This window comes from Paraburkholderia bannensis NBRC 103871 (genome assembly GCF_000685015.1).
In the GTDB taxonomy this organism is placed as follows: Bacteria; Pseudomonadota; Gammaproteobacteria; order Burkholderiales; family Burkholderiaceae; genus Paraburkholderia; species Paraburkholderia bannensis.
On sequence record NZ_BAYA01000016.1, the window covers coordinates 150,533 to 169,916 of the forward strand.

Consider the following 19,384-nt stretch of genomic DNA (forward strand, 5'->3'; position numbering starts at 1 on the left):
GGCGCAGCCCGCGCGTGGAGTCGTCATAGTCATGAACAAGATCGTCAAACACATCCTGGAGCGCTGGAATGCGGGCGCCGTCGCGCGCACGCCGCGCACCTCCGCGGCCCCGCTGATGCTGGCGCTTGAGCCGCGTGTGGTGTACGACGCGTCGGTGGCGGCGGTGGCGCCTGCCGCGCATGCGCATGAAGCTGCGCACGAGCACACGCACGAAACCGCGCATCGCACCCAGACTGAGACGACGACTCCCGCCAATGCCGCGACCGGCGATACGTCTTCGTCTTCTTCGACGAAGTCGTCGTCCGCGTCGTCCTCGCAGAGTTCCAGCGCGAAGACTGGCGCGAACACCGACACCGCGAAGAACAGCACGACGGCCAGCACGACCACCACCACCGATACGACGCAAGCCGCCACGGTCAGCGCGCTCGAAGCCGCAGCCAGCGCGCGCGATACCAGCGGCTCGCATCAAGTCGTGTTCGTCGATCCCGCGGTTGCCAACTACCAGACGCTGCTCACCGGCTTGCCCGCGGGCACGCAGGTTGTCGTGCTCGACGCGAACAGCGACGGCTTCGCGCAGATCGCGCAGTACCTGCAGACGCACTCGGGCGTGAGTGCGATCCACCTCATTTCGCACGGCGCGGACGGCGAAATCCAGGCCGGTTCGGCCTGGCTGAACCTGGGCGACCTCTCGGCATACAGCGCGGAACTGACGGCCATCGGCGCGGCGATGAAGCCGGGCGGCGATTTCCTGATCTATGGCTGCGACGTGGCGGAAGACGCGAGCGGCAAGGCGCTCGTGCAACAGATCGCGACGCTCACGCACCTGAACGTTGCGGCCTCAACGGACGCGACGGGCGCGACGGCGCTGGGCGGCGACTGGACGCTCGAATATCACGTGGGCGACGTGCGCACGGACGTGATTGTTTCGGCGGCGGCCGAGCAGCAGTATGACGGGCTGCTCGCGCAAAGCGTCGAGAACTTCAACACGTCCTTCGATACCGGTTCGGACGTGACCTCGTTCACGCTGGACGGCATCACCTACACGACCGATGTGGCAGTGGAAACGGCGACGGGATCGGATCCCTATATGCAGGCCCTGTCGGCTGCGAGCGCAAACTCCGGCGCACTGTTGTTCGATATGCAAGGGAAAGGCGGCATCACTACGGTCACGTTGACGCTGACGGGCGGCAAGCATATCAATCTGCAAACGCTCGATATCGACGCGGCCGCCGACAGCACCGTGACGATCACTGCGGACGGCAATGCGAGCGATGCCATCGTCTTCACGAGCAACGGCGACTGGACACCGGAAGAAATCAGCTTCGCCGGACACAGTTCGTTCGCCAATGCCACCACCATCACGATCACCGGCGGCAATATCGGGTTGAATCTCGGTCGCATGGTGTACAGCGACCCGGCTCCCGCCCTGAGCAACACGGCTGGCGCGACGACAAACTATACGGTGGGCTCGACCCAGACGGTGATCGACAACACGGTCACCGTGGCCGACGCCAACGGCCTCGTTCCGCAAACCGCCACCGTGACGATCGGCAGCGGCGCGCAGGCCAACGATATTCTCAGCTTCGCGAATACGAATTCCACGCTTTACGGCAACATCACGAGTTCGTACAACCTCACGACGCATGTGCTCTCGCTCAGCTCGTCCGGCAATACCGCGACGATTGCGCAATGGCAGGCCGCGCTGGACGCCGTGACGTTTGCGACCCCCAGCGGTACGAGCCCGGGCAACCGCACGATTACCTATGCCGTCAACGACGGCTATGCGACGAGCAACACGGTGACGCACACGGTCGCCGTGAAGGCGGGGCCGTCGATCGTGACGGATTCCGGATCGGCGGCATTCGTGGCGGCCGATAACGCTCCGAGCACACCGGTCGCCATCGACTCGGGCCTGACGTTGAGCGACGTCACGAGCACGACGCTCACGAGCGCAACGGTGTCGATCACCGGCAACTTCCATGCAAGCGAAGATGTGCTGGCCTTCACCAACGACGGCACGATGGGCAATATCGCGGCGAGCTACAACCGCAACACCGGCGTGCTCACGATGACGTCGGCGGGCGGCACGGCTACGCTCGCGCAGTGGCAGGCGGCGCTGCGCGAGGTGACGTACGTCGATATGGCGGTCACGCCGAACAGCGCCACACGCACCCTGTCGTTCCAGGCCAGCGACAGCATCTACACGAGCACGGTCGCCACGCGTACCGTGACGGTGACCGACGTCGACCAGACGCCGACACTGGCGGACAGCGGCGGCTCGACCTCGTACCAGGCGGGCGGGGCGGCGGTCGCGATCGACAGCGGCTTGACGGTGAGCGACCTCGATAACACCACGCTTTCAGCGGCGACGATATCGATTTCGTCGGGCTTCCAGATCGGCGATGTGCTCTCGATTACGAACGGCGCATACGGCAACATCTCGGGCGCGTTCAACGCGGGCACGGGCGTGCTCACGCTCTCTTCGTCGGGCGCGACGGCCACGCTTGCGCAATGGCAGGCGGCGCTCGACTCGGTGAGCTTTTCAAACGCGAGCGGCGCGGTCAGCGGCACGCGCACGGTTTCGTTCACGGTGAACGATGGCGTCAAGAGCAGCACAGCGCTCAGCCATAACGTCGTCGTGTCGAACGGGCCGGCCGTGACCACCGATGGTGGCTCGGCATCGTTCGTCGCGGGCGACAACGTGGCATCCACGCCGGTTGCGATCGACCCGGGCCTGACCGTCACGGATCCGAACAGCAACACGCTTGCCAGCGCAACGGTTTCCATTACCGGCAACCACCAGATCGGCGAAGACGTGCTGGGCTACTCCAACGACGGCGCGACGATGGGTGACATCTACGGCGCCTATAACTTCTCGACGGGCGTGCTCACGCTCGTGTCGTCAAGCGGCACGGCGACGCTCGCGCAATGGCAGTCGGCGCTGCGCTCGGTGACGTACACCGACACGGCAGTCACGCCGACCAGCGCGACGCGCACGATCAGCTTCCAGATCAACGACAGCACGCAGTCAAGCACGGTGGCAACGCGCACCGTCACGGTGACTGACACCGACCAGACGCCGCTCATTGGCGGCGGCGGCGCAGCGGCGTCGTTCGTGGCGGGCGACAACGTTACGTCCACACCGGTTGCGATAGCAACGGACGTGACGGTTTCGGATCTCGACAACACGACGCTCGCAGCGGCGAGCGTGAGCATCACCGGCAATTTCCGCACCGGCGACATACTGAGCTTCATCAACACCAGTTCAACGCAGTTCGGCAATATCGTTGCGAGCTACAACAGCGCCACCGGCGTGCTGACGATGACGTCGTCGGGGGCGCTCGCCACGCTCGCGCAGTGGGACAACGCACTGCAGTCCGTCACGTATACGTCCACCGCAATCACGCCGTACACGGGCACGCGCACCGTGTCGTTTGCGGTGAGCGACGGCTCGAAAACCAGCACGGCCTACTCGGTGGGCGTGCAGGTGAGCGACACCGACCAGACGCCGCTCATCGGCGGCTCAAGCGGCAGCGTGACGTTCACCCAGGGCGACAACGTCGCCTCGACGCCTGTGACGATCGACAGCGGCATCACCTTGAGCGATCGCGACAACACCACGCTGCAGTCGGCGACCGTCACGATCGGCAACTACGACAGCCAGGGCGACGTGATCGGCTTCGTGAACGACGGCGCGACGATGGGCAACATCATCGGCGTGTACTCGAATGGTGTGCTGACGCTGAATTCGGTGGGCGGCACGGCCACGCTTGCGCAATGGCAGTCGGCGCTACGCTCGCTCACGTTCGACGATACCGCGCCGTCGCCCAGCACGGCGACGCGCACGATCAGCTTCGTCGTCAACGACGGCGTCAAGAGCAGCACCGCGTGGACGCGCTCGGTCAACGTGGTGAGCACCGACCAGTCGCCGGTGCTCACGACTTCGAGCGGCTCGGCCGCTTTCACGGCAGGCGACAACGTGGCATCCACGCCGGTCGCGGTCGATACGGGCATCGCGCTGAGCGATCTCGATAGCCCGACGATGCAATCCGGAACCGTCGCCATCACGGGCAATTTCCACGCGGGCGAAGATGTGCTGGCGTTGGGCGCAGGCAGCTTTGGCGATATCACGGCGACCTACAATAGCTCGACCGGCGTGCTGATCCTTTCTTCGGGTGGGGCGTCGACGCTCGCGCAATGGCAGGCGGCCTTGCGTTCGGTGACTTACACCGACACGGCGATCACGCCCGCTGCCGCCACGCGCACGATCTCGTTTACCGTGAGCGACGGCACGAAAAACAGCACCTCGGTAACCCGCACCGTCACCGTGGCGGACACCGACCAGACGCCAGTGCTGACCGCTTCGCAAAGCAGCCTGACCTATCTGCAAGGCACATCGGCGCAGAACCTCGATAGCGGCTTGACCTTGAGCGACCGCGACAGCGTGGCGACGCCCGCGTTGCCCATGACGATCACGATCCAGTTCGCCTCGGGCTTCCAGAGCGGCGACCTGCTGGCGCTGAACTACAACAACGCGACGATGGGCACCGGATTTACGGCGAGCTTCAACGGCGTCAATGGCGAGTTCATCGTCACTTCGGCAAGCGGCAAGACGCTCGCGCAGTGGAATGCGATTCTCGACGGCATCCAGTTTTCGACCAGTACGAGCGTCGGCACGGGCACGCGCACGCTCTCGATCACGGCCAACGACGGCACGAAAACCAGCACCGCGCTCAGCTATTCGATTGACGTGGTGAGTTCCGCACCTGTGCTCTCGACCACGAGCACGGGCAGCGCGTCGTTCGTCGCGGGCGATAACTCGGTAAGCACGCCGGTGACGGTGGACGGCAACCTGAGCCTGGCCGACCCGCTCGGCAATGTGGTTGACACCGCAACGGTTGCGATCACGGGCAATATGCATTCCGGCGAGGATGTGCTCGGCTTCATGAACGATGGTTTGACGATGGGTGACATCACCGGCACCTATAACGCCATTACGGGCGTGCTGACGCTCAACTCGGTCAGTGGCTCCGCCACGCTGGCGCAATGGCAGTCGGCGCTGCGCTCGGTGACGTACACCGATACAGCGGTCACGCCCAATGCCGCCACGCGCACGATCAGCTTCAGCGTGAGCGACGGAACGCAGACAAGCACCGCGCTCACGCGCACCGTCACGATCGCGCAGACCGACCAGACGCCGATTCTGTCGAGTATCAACACGGGTTCGGCCTCGTTTGTCGCTGGCGACAATACGGCTTCGACGCCGGTGGTGATCGACAACGGCATTTCGGTGAGCGACCTGGATAACACGACGCTGTCGTCGGCGACGGTGCAGATCGGCGCGGGCTTCCATGCAGGCGAAGACGTGCTCGGGTTCGTCAACGACGGCGCGACGATGGGCAACATCACGGCCAGCTATGACGCTGCGACGGGCACGCTCACGCTGACCTCGGGCAGCGCGACGGCGACGCTCGCTCAGTGGCAGTCGGCCTTGAGCGCTGTGACGTATACCGATACGGCGATCACGCCCGACACGACGACGCGCACGATCAGTTTCAGCGTCAACGACGGCACGAAAACGAGCTCGGCGATTACGCGTAACGTGACCGTGACGGACACGGATCAGACGCCGGTTCTGTCGAGCAGCAATACAGGCTCGGCCTCGTTCGTTGCTGGCGACAACGCGCCTGCGACGCCGGTGGTGATCGACAACGGCATTTCGGTGAGCGACCTCGACAACACGACGTTGTCGTCGGCGACGGTGCAGATTGGCGCGGGCTTCCATATCGGCGAAGACGTACTGTCGTTTGTGAACGATGGCGCGACGATGGGCAACATCACGGCGAGCTACAACGCCGCGACCGGCACGCTGATCCTCGCTTCGAGCGGCGCGACGGCGACGCTCGCGCAATGGCAGTCCGCCTTGCGCGCCGTGACGTATATCGATTCGGCGATCACGCCCGATACGACGACGCGCACGATCAGTTTCAGCGTCAATGACGGCACGAAAACGAGCTCGGCGATTACGCGGAATGTGTCCGTGGCGGACACGGATCAGACGCCGGTGCTGTCGAGCAGCAACACGGGTTCGGCTTCGTTTACTGCGGCCGACAATGTGGCTTCGACGCCGGTGGTGATCGACAACGGCATTTCGGTGAGCGATCTGGACAACACGACGCTGGCTTCGGCGACGGTGCAGATCGGCGCGGGCTTCCACGCAGGAGAAGACGTGCTGTCGTTCGTGAACGACGGCGCGACGATGGGCGATATCACGGCGAGCTACAACGCCGCGACGGGCACGCTCACGCTGACCTCGGGCAGTGCGACGGCGACGCTGGCGCAGTGGCAGTCGGCCTTGAGCGCTGTGACGTACACCGATACGGCAGTCACACCCGATACGACGACGCGCACGATCAGTTTCAGCGTGAACGACGGCACGAAAACGAGCACGGCGATTACGCGTGACGTGACCGTGACGGACACGGATCAGACGCCGGTTCTGTCGAGCAGCAATACGGGTTCGGCATCGTTCGTTGCTGGCGACAATGCGGCTTCGACGCCGGTGGTGATTGACAACGGCATTTCGGTGAGCGACCTGGACAACACGACGCTGTCTTCGGCGACGGTGCAGATTGGCGCGGGCTTCCATATCGGCGAAGACGTACTGTCGTTCGTGAACGATGGCGCGACGATGGGCGATATCACGGCGAGCTACAACGCCGCGACCGGCACGCTGACCCTCGCTTCGAGCGGCGCCACAGCGACGCTCGCGCAATGGCAGTCGGCCTTGAGCGCTGTGACGTACACCGATACGGCGGTCACGCCCGATACGACGACGCGCACAATCAGTTTCAGCGTGAACGACGGCACGAAAACGAGCACGACGATTTCGCGTGACGTGACCGTGGCGGACACGGATCAGACGCCGGTTCTGTCGAGCAGCAACACGGGTTCGGCATCGTTCGTCGCTGGCGATAATGCGGCATCGACGCCAGTGGTGATCGACAACGGCATTGCGGTGAGCGATCTGGACAACACGACGCTGGCTTCGGCGACGGTGCAGATTGGCGCGGGTTTCCATGCAGGCGAAGACGTGCTGTCGTTCGTGAACGATGGCGCGACGATGGGCGATATCACGGCGAGCTATGACGCTGCGACGGGCACGCTCACACTGACCTCGGGCGGCGCATCGGCCACGCTGGCGCAATGGCAGTCGGCCTTGCGCGCCGTGACGTACACCGATACAGCAGTGACGCCCGATACGACGACGCGCACAATCAGTTTCAGCGTGAACGACGGCACGAAAACAAGCACGGCGATTACGCGTAACGTCAGTGTGGCGGACACGGATCAGACGCCGGTTCTATCGAGCAGCAACACGGGTGCAGCTTCGTTCACTGCGGCTGACAACGCGGCATCGACGCCAGTGGTGATCGACAACGGCATTTCGGTAAGCGACCTCGACAACGCGACGTTGTCGTCTGCGACGGTGCAGATTGGCGCGGGCTTCCACGCTGGCGAAGACGTGCTGTTGTTCGCCAACGACCACGCGACGATGGGCAATATCACGGCGACCTACAACGCCGCGACAGGCACGCTGACCCTGACCTCGGGCAGCGCAACGGCAACGCTGGCGCAATGGCAAGCGGCACTACGCGCCGTGACGTATACCGACACAGCAGTCACACCCGATACGACGACGCGCACGATCAGTTTCAGCGTGAACGACGGCACGAAAACGAGCACGGCGATTACGCGTAACGTCAGCGTGACGGATACCGACCAGACGCCCCAGTTGTCGAGCAGCAATACAGGCAGTGCATCGTTTGTCTCGGCGGACAATGCGGCCTCGACGCCGGTGGTGATCGACAACGGCATTTCGGTCAGCGACCTCGACAACGCGACGTTGTCGTCGGCGACGGTACAGATCGGCGCGGGCTTCCACGCAGGCGAAGACGTGCTGTCGTTCGCCAACGACGGCGCGACGATGGGCAACATCACGGCGACCTACAACGCCGCAACGGGCACGCTCACGCTGACCTCGGGCCACGCGACGGCCACACTCGCGCAATGGCAGGCCGCCTTGCGCAGCGTGACCTATACCGACACCGCAGCCGCGCCCGACACCACGCAGCGCACGATCAGCTTCAGCGTGAACGACGGCACGAAAACGAGCACGGCCATCACGCGCACGGTCGCCGTCACCGCCACGCACCAGACGCTGGTCGTGGGCGTCGGCACGGGCGACGGATCGACGCTCACGTACACGGCGAACGGCGACAAGACCGCGACGCTCAACCTCGGCTCGGGCGTCACGCTCACCGATGCGAACGCCACGCCGCCTACGTCCGCAACCATTGCGTTCACCGGCAGCTTCGACGCGCAGCACGACCTGCTGGTCTTCACGCCGAGTGCCGCGACCGGGGACATTTCCGGCAGCTACGATGCGTCGACGGGCGTGCTCAAGCTCAGCTCGGCGAGCGGCACGGCCACGCTCGCGCAGTGGCAGGCGGCGCTGGGCAGCATCGGCTATCGCGACACGCAGACCGAACATCACGACAGCACGCGCTCGATCGCCTTCACCGTCAGCGACGGCGCATCCACGAGCGCGAGCGTCACGCGCACGCTGCAGATCGCGGGCGTGCCCGATCCCGTCGGCACGCCGATCCTGCCCGGTACGCCCGGCGCCTCGGCGGCGACGTCGCAGTCGACACAGACGACCGCGCACAGCTTGCCGCCGCCGTCTGGCGCACCGTCCACGAATCCGCTGATCGTCAACGACAACAGCGGTCGAAACGACGGCGTGTCGAATCCGCTCATCGTGCTCGACACGTTCGCCCAGACACCCGATGTCGGTTCGATCGTGGTGCCGGTCAGCTTCACGTTCACGCCCGATGGCGTGCATGGCCGCTCGCTGGGCGATACCCATGTCGATGCGCTCGGTTCGATTGTGCCGACGATCGTGAACGACGCCGCCGAGCCCGCGCAGTCCTTGCCCTCGATGCAGGTTCACGCACTGGATCACGACGACGGCTCGTTCTCGCTTTCGCTGACGTCGATGACGCCCGGCCACAGCGCGCATGTCGAGCAGGGGGCGTCCACGACCTCGCTCACGCAGGCCGATGGCGAACCGTTGCCGTCCTGGCTGCACTACGACGCGGCCAGCGGCGTACTGAGCGGCGTGCCGCCCAGGGGCGTGCACGAAGTGCGCGTGATGCTGACGACGCGCGATGCGTCCGGCCACGTCACGCGCCGTGAAGTGGTGGTGTCGCTCGACACGCACAGTGTTCGCAATGCACACGATGCAGGCGCTGCGCCGAGCGGCAAGCACAGCACGACGCCCGCCAGCAAGGGCGGCGTAGCGCAAACCGCTCCGCATGCCTCGCTGGCCAAACCGTCGCTTGCCGCGCAGTTCGCAAGCGCGCATGCAGCCCTGCATGTCGCGCACGCGCAGACCGTGGCTCGCGGCGGCACGCACGATGCCCAACGTACCGCGCCAGGACTGGACGTATGACCGCGCGCTCATTCACCGTATTTTCATTTCCAGAGAAGAGACCAACCGTCGTGAAATCCCTGTCGCTTGCGGTGCGCGCACCGCGCCCCACGCTGGTCGCATTGTCCGTCGCCGTGTTGTGGCTGTCCGGCTGCGCGATCAAGCCCACGCCGTTCACCGACGCCGAGCGCGCCCAGACCGCACAGGCCGATCGCACGTCGATGTTCGCGAACCAGCAGCCCGTAAGCGGGCCGATCTCGCTGGACGAAGCGATGGCGCGCGCGATCCGCTACAACCTCGATCATCGTCTGAAGATGATGGAAGAGGCGCTCGCGCAGCATCAGCTCGACCTGTCGAACTTCGACCTGCTGCCCAAGCTCACGGCGCAGGCCGGTTATACGAATCGCAATCATCCGCTCGCGTCGTCGTCGCAAGGTCTTTACACGAATGAGCAGTCGCTGATCCCGTCCTATTCGACCGACCAGAACGACCGCACCGCCGATCTCACGCTGTCGTGGAACCTGCTCGATTTCGGCGTGAGCTATTACGACGCGAAGGAACAGGCCGACCGCGTGCTGGTGCTTGAGCAACGCCGCCGCAAGGTCGTGCAGTTGATGATGCAGCAGGTGCGCGAAGCCTACTGGCAAGCCGTTGGCGCGCAGCGTCTGCACGACCGCATCGGGCCGTTGCTCGACCAGGCGCATCAGGCGCTCGACGATTCGCGCGCGGCGCAGCAGCAGGGGCTGCGCTCGCCCATCGACACGCTCAACTATCAGCACGCGCTGCTCGACCTGATGCGCCAGCTCGAAGCGGTGCGCGACCAGCTCGAAGAAGCCAAGCCGCGCCTGGCTTCGCTGATGAACCTGGAGCCGGGCAAGGATTACACGCTCGCCGCCACCGAGGACTTCACGGTGCCGCAGTTCGAGATGGCCATGCCGCAAATGGAGGACATGGCGCTGCAACGTCGCCCTGAACTCGTGGAGGCGGGCTACAACGAGCGCATCAGCGTCAACGAGACTCACAAGGCGATGGCGAAGATGCTGCCCGGCATCGAGCTGGAAGTCGGCGGCCATTACGACAGCAACAGCTTTCTTGTCTACAACGCATGGCGCGCTGCGGGCATCAGCGTGAGCTGGAACCTGTTGAACCTGCTCAATTACAAGGCGATCCACGGCACGGCGGAAGCCCAGCTTGAAGTCGCGAAGACGCAGCGCATGGCGCTGAGCATGGCCGTGCTCACGCAGGTTCACGTGGCGCGCAGCGAACTGGGCGCGAAGGAGCGGCAGTTCACGCTGCTCAAGCAGCTCAACGACGTCGATCAGCAGATCCTTGAGCACACGCGCAATGCAACGCGCGCGAACGCCCAGGGCAAGCTTGAGGAGATTCGCGTGGCGACGAGCGCAATGATGTCCGAGCTGCGCGTCTACCAGAGCTATGGCGAGCTTGAGAGCGCCTACGGGCAGATGCTGGCGACGATCGGGCTCGACCCGGTGCCGGACAGCCTGCATGCACACGATATCGCTTCGCTCAGGCAATCCATCGCCGACGAGCAGAAGCGCTGGGATGTGCTCGCGCGCGGCGGCATGCCGAGCGCCGCCCAGCCGGGCCCGACGACGACCGCCGCGGCCAATGCAGTCAATGCAGCCAATGCAGCAGCAGGAGTTTCGCAGCAATGAAGCCGTTTGCAATTCGCAGGACAGTGGTAATGGGCGTGGCGTTGTTTGCGACGGCGGCGTCCGCCTGGGCGGCGCAAGCCGCGCCTCAGGCAGCGCCGCAAGCCGTGCCTAAAGCAGCACCGCAAGCCGCTACACCAGCCGCACCTCAACCCGCACTTCAAACCGCGCCCGCAGACGGCGCGGACGGCAAGATCCGCATTCAGCTGGTGTCGCGCGACCAGGTGGACGTGTCGAGCGAGATCTCCGCAAAGATCGCTTCGCTGCCGTTTCGCGACGGCGACGCGTTCCGCGCAGGGCAGACGCTCGTGTCGCTCGATTGCTCGCTGTACAGCGCGCAGTTGCGCAAGGCGCAGGCCGACGCGGACGGCGCACGCGACCTGCTTGATGTAAACCGCAAGCTGGTCGCGCTGCATTCGGTGGGCGAGCTTGAAGTGCAGCAGGCCGAAGCGAAACACAAGGCGAGTGCCGCCGACGTCGCTTACATGCAGGCCACGGTGCGCAAATGCACGATTGCCGCGCCGTTCGACGGCCGGGTGTCGAAGCGCAGCGCCGCGCCCCAGCAATTCGCCGAGGCCGGCAAGCCGCTGCTGACCATCGTCGATACGAGCCATCTCGAACTCAAGATGATCGTGCCGTCGAAGTGGCTGCTGTGGCTCAAGCCCGGCCATCCGTTGAGCGTGCAGGTGGACGAGGTGGGCAAGACGTATCCCGCGAAGGTGGCGCGCATCGGCGCACGCGTCGATCCGGTCACGCAGACGGTCGACGTGACCGCGGCGCTGAGCGGCAGCGCGCCCGACCTGCTGCCCGGCATGAGTGGCTGGGCCACGTTCACGGCGCACTGAAATCATGAGCGAGTCGGGAACGCCCAGCGGCGTGGGGCAAGGCACGGAACACGGGGCGCCAGGCGGCGCGCCGCATGTGCGCATCGACGGGCAGCAGCTTGCGGTGCTCTGGCAACTCGGCGCGCGTGCGCGCGCGGCCAGTAGCGAGGCGACGCTCGGCTTCACGATCGTCAACGAGACGCTGGCCTTGCTGCCGTACCGGCAGGCGGCGTGGTGGCGCGGCAGCGCGCCTGGCACGATCGCGGCGGTTTCCGGCCTGCCGCAGAGCGACGCCAACGCGCCTTACGTGCAGTGGCTCGCGGGGCTGTGCAAGACGCTCGCGCGCGGCGCTCCGATTACGCCGGATGCCGATGCGGCCGCACGCGTGGAAGGGCAGCCCGCGCCGGTGCTGCCTGCGCGCCCGAAGGTGCGGCCTTTCACCGCCGATGACCTGCGCGCCGACGCGCCCCACGTGGCCGACGAATGGCAAGCCTGGTGGCCCGCCCACGGCATCTGGCTGCCGCTGGCAGGCCGCGCCGGGCGCGCGCTGGGCGGCGTGGTGTTCGCCCGCGACGAAGCCTGGAGCGCGACCGATTGCGCGTTGCTCGAAGAACTGGGCCTGGTGTGGGGCCACGCCCTCGACGCCTTCTCGCCGCACGCGACCTGGCTCGATCGCGCGCGCGCGGTTCTGAAACCGGGCCGCACGCAACGGCGCGTGCTGATCGGGCTCGCGATCGCCTGCGTGGTGCCGTTGCGCCTGACCGTGCTCGCGCCCGCCGAAGTCACGCCGAAAGATCCGTTCGTGGTGCGCGCGCCGCTCGACGGCGTGATCGACCGTCTCTACGTGCAGCCGAACCAGCCGGTGCGGCGCGGCACGCCGCTGCTGGGGCTGGACGCCACCACGCTCCAGTCGCGCTATGCGCTCGCGCGCAAGGACTTCGACACGGCCCAGGAGGAGTTTCGCCAGACCGCCCAGCTTGCCGTCACCGACGACCGCACGCGCCTCGACATGGCCGAGCGCAAGGGCAAGCTCGACCAGAGCCAGGTGGCGCTCGATTACAACGCGCAGCAACTGGCGCGCGTGAAAGTCAGCGCGTCGCGAGACGGCGTGGCGGTGTTCGGCGACCCGAACGAATGGACAGGCAAGGCGGTGTCCGTCGGCGAGCGCATCCTGCTGATCGCCGATCCCGCGCGCGTGGAGTTGACTGTCTGGCTGCCCGTCGCCGACAACATCGACGTGAAGCCGGGCGCGACGCTCACGCTGTATCCGAAGAGCTCGCCGCTCGCGAGCTACGACGCGCGCATCGATTCGATCGCGTACCACGCCGAACCGACGCCCGAAGGCGTGCTGGCCTATCGCGTACGCGCGAGTTTCGCGAGCGGCGAGACGAACGCGCCGCTGGGCGCGATGGGCACCGCACGCATCCACGGCGCCTGGGTGCCGGCCATCTACTACGTGCTGCGTCGTCCGCTGGCGCTTGCGCGCCAATGGCTCGGCTGGTGATTTTCGCTGCTTCCGCATCATGTCCCGACTTCCGCCACTGCGCCAGGAACTGACGCTCACGCCCGGCGCGTCCACGCCCGAAGGCGCGCCGACCTGGATGCTCCACGATCCGGCCGCCAACCGCTTTTTCCAGATCGGCTGGCCCGCATTCGAACTGCTCGCGCGCTGGAGCCTTGACGACCCGCGCGCGATCGTCGACAGCGTGAACCGCGATACCACGCTCACCGTGACGCTCGACGACATGGAAGCGCTGCTGCGCATGCTGCGCCAGCAGAACCTGCTGGTGTCCAGAGGCGAGCAGGACACCGCGCGCCTGCAACAGCACGCCAACGCCCAGCACAGCTCCCGCGCGATGTGGCTGCTCAAGCACTACCTGATGATCCGCATTCCGCTCTGGCACCCCATGCCGTTTTTGCGGCGCGCGGCGCGCTACGCGGCCTTCGCGTACCGGCCTGCGTTCTGGCTGGCGGTGGCCGCCTGCGCGCTCGCGGGTCTGGTGCTGGTCTCGCGGCGCTGGGACGAATTCCTGCACACCTTCCACGGCTACGCGGACTGGCGCGGGTTGATCGGCGTGGGCGTGGCGCTGGGTTGCGCGAAGGTGCTGCACGAGTTTGCCCATGCCTTCACGGCGCAGCGCTACGGCTGCCGCGTGCCGACCATGGGCGTCGCGCTGCTGGTGATGATGCCGGTGCTCTACACCGACACCACCGAAGCGTGGAAAGTGCCGCAACGTCAGCACCGCCTGTGGATCGGCGCGGCGGGCATGCTCAGTGAAGTCGCGCTGGCGGCCGTCGCGACGCTCGCGTGGAGCGTCTTGCCCGACGGCCCGCTGCGTGCTGGCGCGTTCCTGCTCGCGACCACGACATGGATCGCCACGCTCGCCATCAACGCGAGCCCGTTCATGCGCTTCGACGGCTATTTTCTGCTGTCGGACTGGCTCGACATGCCGAACCTGCACGACCGCGCGTTCGCGCTCGGGCGCTGGTGGCTGCGCGAATGGCTATTCGGCTTCGGCGATCCCCAGCCCGAGCCGTGCACGGCGGCCCGGCGGCGCTTCCTGATCGGCTTTTCGTTTGCGACCTGGCTGTACCGGTTGATCGTGTTCATGTCGATCGCGCTGGTCGTGTATCACGCGTTCTTCAAGCTGCTCGGCATGCTGCTGTTCTGCGTGGAGTTCGGCTGGTTTATCGTGCGGCCCGTGTGGCGCGAAGCCGCCGTGACGTGGCAGCGGCGCTCGGCGTTGCATTGGCGGCGCGAGACGCTGCGCAGCGCGATGCTCGGCGCGGCCTTGCTGGGCTTTTTCGTACTGCCGTGGCAGGCGGGCGTGAGCGCGCCCGGCGTGCTCGGGCCGCAGCACGCGCAGGGCGTCTATACGGTGGAGTCGGGTTACCTGGATGCGTCCGTGCCGCCGCTGCGCGACGGCGCGCGCGTGCATGCGGGCGATACGCTCGCCGTGCTGGTGTCGCCGGAACTCGACTACAAGCTCAAGACCGCGCTGGCCGACGAGGCGCAATTGCGCTGGGAAGTGGAGCAGCAGCCCTTCGACGAGCGCTTGCAGCAGCAGGGCACCGCGCTGGCGCGACGCTGGGATGCGGCGCGGCAGACCGTGGCGGGCTTGCAGGCGGAGATCGCGCAGCTGACCTTGCGCGCGCCCTTCGATGGCACCGTGCAGGAAGCGGGCGATCCGCCGACTCCGGGGGCGTGGCTCGCGCGCGGCGAACGCGTCTACGACGTCATCGCGCCGACGGGCGTGAAGGGCGATGCGTTTGTCGGCGAGAGCGACGTGGCGCGACTGAAGGCCGGGCAGAAGGCGGTTTTCGTGGCGAGCGTGGCCGAGATGGCGGCGCATGTCTGCACGATCGAGGCCGTCGACAAGGTCAACGTGGCGACGCTCGACGAGCCCTCTGTGGCGAGCACCTACGGCGGCCCCATTCCCGCCGAGCAGGATGCAAAGACGCACCGCATCGTGCCTTTGCAGGCGACGTGGCAGGTGCGGTTCGGGCATTGCGATGGCGCGGCCGGGATCGCGCGCGAAGTCACCGGCACGGTGCAACTCGATGCGGGACGCGCGAGCCTGGCCGGGCGCGCGGCGAGGAGCCTCGCGGCCATCCTGCAGCGGGAAGTCGGCTTCTAGCCGCAATTCAGCCGCAACGCGGATTGCACGCTTTCCCTGGCTGTGCAATTCGTCGGCTTGCTCGGCGCCGGCTTCTCGCTGCCCGTCGAACCATCGCGTACCGCTATCTTCCCGCCGCTCAGGCGGACAGCTTCGCGACGATCTCGCTGGTCGTAACAAAGTTCATAGAGCTTGCCGCCTTCCGATAGGACGTCATTGTAGGGATCGACGATCAACAGTCCCGTCAATTCAGGTTCGTACGTCTGCGCGGGGCCAGATGGGTTGGTCATGACGGCGCTCTCCGGTTAAGATGGGATAGTTGCTTCAATATGTGAAGTTACTGACCTTGTAAAGAGCCTGGCATCGAACGGCGCGGAGCCTCGATGGCTGGGCAAACCGGTTCACCATTCGGCGTTTTGCGAGAGATGAAAAAGACACCCCAGACTGGCGGCGAGACGCTTTGTCCCCTCGCTCGTGCGGCCGCGATCATTGCGGATCGCTGGACGATCCTGATCCTGCGGGAACTGCGGATGGGCAATGATCGCTTTGACGGCATCCAGGCGCAGACCGGCATGTCGCCCAATCTGCTGACCCAGCGCCTCAAGTCGATGGAATGCGATGGGCTGATCGAACGCCGCGTTTATCAGGAGCGGCCCAGGCGGCACGCCTACGGCGTCACGGACAAGGCGCGCGAACTCGACGGCGTGATGCTGAAGCTGCGCTTGTGGGGAATGCGGCACTGCGGGCTGGATCCGGATGCAGAACCGGCGGTGACCATGACGCATCGTCGAACCGGCGAGGTCATCGGCGGCGACTGGAAGCCTGGCAAGGGCGATCTGCCATTTAGCTTTAGCCAGGTCGAGACGCGGGTTAATCCAGGCTGGGCCGCCGAGCGTGCCGCGCGTGCAGAAGCCTTTGCGGCGGGGCGGCGCACCCAGGTGTCCAACCGCAAGCCACCAGCAAGGCGCGCCGAGGTCAAGTCGGAAACGGCAACTGCAACGGCAACGGAAACGGAAGCGGAAGCGGCAAGCGAAAATCACCGCCCTCGAAAGCGCGGCGCGGCGGCCGTGAAGAAATGATTGTTCGTGCGGATACGCTGACCACGGTCGGCGGCTTGCATCGAGGTGCAGTGCAACCGGACGGACGGCGCGAAGCTACGCGCGCATAAACGGGGGCGCTTGTACTGCCCAACTGGACGAGAGTGGCTTCGCTGCCATGGTCTCGATGGCAAGCTTCGGCAGATGTTCGCTGACATAGCTGGCGTGCCGCTCGAAAATCATGCAGATCTCGCCTTCGGCAAGCAGTTTTTCGCGGCCATAGGCGCGAGCGGGCGTGGACAGGCGGTACTTGACCTCCGCGCCTTCGAATTGAATCTCGACGAGCGATTTGTCGGCCAGCTCGCCTACGCAGTCCATCACAGCTTGACTGGAAAGCGTGGCGTCGCGTGCGATCTGGCACGCCGCCTCGGGGCTGAAGGCCTGGTCGAACACGCTCAGCCGCCTGAACACGCGTTGCTCGTCGGCGTCGAGCATCGCGAAGCTCCAGTCGAATGCCGCTCGCAGGGTTCGGTGCCGGGGCTGGGCGGTGCGATAGCCGCCGGCAAGATAGAGCAGCGGCTCGTCGAGCCCTTCGCAGAGGCCTTCCAGGCCCAGCACGGAGGCGCGTCCGGCCGCCAGTTCGAGCGCGAGCGGGATGCCGTCGAGGCGCCGGCATATCTCTCCCACGACCCGGAGCCGGTCGCCGCTCAAGTCGGCGTGCACGCCGTTCGAGAGCCACTGCCTCAGGAACAGGCCCACTGCCGGTGAGCGCAGGATGGCGTCCCGGCTGTCACCTGCGTCCGGTAGTTCGAGCGGGCCGACACGATAGACGACTTCGTGCGCCACGCGCAGGCGCAACCGGCTGGTAGCGAGAATCCGCACCTGGGGATTGGCGTAAATGATCAAGCCGATGAGTTCGGCGACGTGTTGCACGACGTGCTCGGCGTTGTCGATCACGATCACGCCGCGTATGCCTGCCAGTCTGCTTGCCACGCTGCGCAGGTCGGGTTCGTTCCCGGCGGCGGGCAGGCCGCAGACGTTCGCGAAGGCGCGGATCATGCCACTACGCGTGTCATGCGCGGCCAGCTCGACGAAGCGGACATCGATAGCCTGCTCGGCGGCGAGTTGCCGCGCGATTTCCCGCGCCATGCCTGTCTTGCCGATGCCGCCCGCGCCAACGAGCGTCACCACGCGCGCCGACGCGACCATCGCGCGTACTTCGGCGATGGCGTCTTCGCGCCCGAGCAAGGCGTCATGGACGGGCAAGGGAGTGGGCTCGGGCGCGGATCCGGGCTGGGGCAGCGCCGTGCCCAGCGCGTCGGGCGTTGCGGCAATCAGTTGATAGCCGCGCCCCGACACGGTCAGGATCAGCTTGCGGTCTGCACCCAGCGCCTTGCGGATCGCCGAAAGCTGCACGTGGATGTTGTTTTCCTCGACGATCGTATCGGGCCAGACGGCTTCCATCAGCTCGCTCTTGGAGACAATGCGTCCTGCCGCCTGGGCGATGGTGGCGAGCACATCGAATGCGCGCGAGCCAAGCTCCACCACGGCGCCGTCGCGGCGCAGCGCGCGCGCGCCGAGATCCAGCTCGCAATGGCCGAGCCGAATGACGAGTGTCCGGGGATCGAGCGTTGGGGAGTCGGCTGTCGCGTAGTTCATGTCGGTTTCGTGCAGCGTGTCTCGGGCAGGGGGCTGAGGACGCGCTGCACCTGCGCCTCGTTGTCGGTCGTCTCTCTAGCGGGCTGGGCGCGCGCGAACCGTATCGAGGAGCATGATAGGCGAAGCGCCGTTTCCTCACCGTTACCCATAAATTAACTTTTGTTAATCTACGGCTGCCGCAGCGGCGACACAGTCGTGTGCAGTCATTGCGGGCGGGTGTCTTGCGTAAGAGGACATTAACTTAATTTAATGAGGCGCCGAATATCGGAAGATCGGCTCTGGACGGATAATTGCAAGCCGAATGACAGAGACAAGGAAGACCACGCATCGCGCAAGCTGCTGCGCTGCGCCGCGACTGTTTTTGGTGGTTGTCTGGAACCGCGAGTGGCTGGAATGAAGATCTTGTTAGTAGAAGACAATGTGCAGGTCGCAGGCTTCCTGAAAAAAGGGCTGACGGAGGCGGGCCACGTGGTCGATTTCGCCGACAACGGCCACGACGGCATGTTTCTCGCCATGGGCGGCCTGTACGACGCAATCGTTCTGGATCGCATGCTGCCGGGCGGCATGGACGGACTGAGCATCGTCTCGGCGCTGCGGGCGACGGGCAGCAAGACGCCGGTGCTGATCCTGAGCGCGCTCGACGCGGTGGACGAGCGCATTCGCGGGCTCAAGGGCGGCGGCGACGACTATGTCGTCAAGCCCTTCGCTTTCGGCGAGGTGCTGGCAAGGCTCGAAGTGCTCATGCGCCGCTCGCAGAACGACCTGCTTGAGACGACGCTCAAGCTCGGCGATTTGAGCATCGACCTGCTTTCGCGCAGGGTCACGCGTGCGGGCAAGGCGATCAGCCTGAAACCGCGCGAGTTCAAGCTGCTCGAATACATGATGCGCCATGCCGACCAGGTCGTGACGCGCACCATGTTGCTGGAGAACATCTGGGAATATCACTTCGATCCACAGACCAACGTGATCGACGTGCATGTCAGCAAGCTGCGGCAAAAGATCGATGCGGGCTTTGAGCGTTCGCTGCTGCACACCGTGCGAAATGCCGGGTATATGCTCTCGGCCGACACCTGAAATCCCG

Annotated in this window: 9 protein-coding genes; 7 read left to right on the forward strand and 2 right to left on the reverse strand. The window is 65.7% G+C overall.

The window, feature by feature from the left end; genetic code table 11:
* Positions 1-31: 31 nt before the first annotated feature.
* Genes BBA01S_RS42440 through BBA01S_RS24115 form a run of 5 tightly spaced genes read left to right on the forward strand, consistent with a single transcriptional unit; the run spans position 32 to position 15,628 of the window.
* Positions 32-9,514: a DUF4347 domain-containing protein gene (locus tag BBA01S_RS42440; protein WP_052391859.1), complete on the forward strand. Its 9,483-nt coding sequence runs from the start codon at positions 32-34 to the stop codon at positions 9,512-9,514.
* Complete coding sequence (locus BBA01S_RS24100) at positions 9,511-11,169, forward strand: TolC family protein (RefSeq protein ID WP_027818698.1); 1,659 nt, start codon at positions 9,511-9,513, stop codon at positions 11,167-11,169. Before BBA01S_RS42440 ends, BBA01S_RS24100 begins: the two co-directional genes overlap by 4 nt.
* Positions 11,166-12,011, forward strand: coding sequence for an efflux RND transporter periplasmic adaptor subunit (locus tag BBA01S_RS24105; protein ID WP_245641566.1), 846 nt, complete (start codon positions 11,166-11,168; stop codon positions 12,009-12,011). The genes BBA01S_RS24100 and BBA01S_RS24105 overlap by 4 nt, the downstream gene beginning before the upstream one ends.
* Positions 12,012-12,015: 4 nt before the next feature.
* A complete protein-coding gene (locus tag BBA01S_RS24110; RefSeq protein ID WP_084162498.1) occupies positions 12,016-13,494 on the forward strand; it encodes an efflux RND transporter periplasmic adaptor subunit in 1,479 nt (492 codons plus the stop codon).
* 19 nt (positions 13,495-13,513) lie between these two features.
* A complete protein-coding gene (locus BBA01S_RS24115) occupies positions 13,514-15,628 on the forward strand; it encodes an HlyD family efflux transporter periplasmic adaptor subunit (RefSeq protein ID WP_027818701.1) in 2,115 nt (704 codons plus the stop codon).
* Here BBA01S_RS24115 and BBA01S_RS47890 read toward each other — a convergent pair.
* The gene (locus tag BBA01S_RS47890) at positions 15,625-15,897 is read right to left on the reverse strand and encodes a hypothetical protein (RefSeq protein ID WP_027818702.1); all 273 of its coding nucleotides are present in this window, start codon (positions 15,895-15,897) and stop codon (positions 15,625-15,627) included. The genes BBA01S_RS24115 and BBA01S_RS47890 overlap by 4 nt on opposite strands.
* A gap of 93 nt (positions 15,898-15,990) precedes the next feature.
* Between BBA01S_RS47890 and BBA01S_RS42445 the strand changes: the two genes are divergently transcribed.
* Complete coding sequence (locus BBA01S_RS42445; RefSeq protein ID WP_084162500.1) at positions 15,991-16,686, forward strand: winged helix-turn-helix transcriptional regulator; 696 nt, start codon at positions 15,991-15,993, stop codon at positions 16,684-16,686.
* Between the two features lie 75 nt (positions 16,687-16,761).
* Here the strand turns inward: BBA01S_RS42445 and BBA01S_RS42450 are convergent, their stop codons facing one another.
* The gene (locus tag BBA01S_RS42450) at positions 16,762-18,303 is read right to left on the reverse strand and encodes an ATP-binding protein (RefSeq protein ID WP_052391861.1); all 1,542 of its coding nucleotides are present in this window, start codon (positions 18,301-18,303) and stop codon (positions 16,762-16,764) included.
* A gap of 393 nt (positions 18,304-18,696) precedes the next feature.
* On the opposite strand from BBA01S_RS42450, the gene BBA01S_RS24135 reads away from it, so the two are divergent.
* Positions 18,697-19,377: a response regulator transcription factor gene (locus BBA01S_RS24135; RefSeq protein WP_027818703.1), complete on the forward strand. Its 681-nt coding sequence runs from the start codon at positions 18,697-18,699 to the stop codon at positions 19,375-19,377.
* The last annotated feature ends 7 nt before the right edge of the window (positions 19,378-19,384 follow it).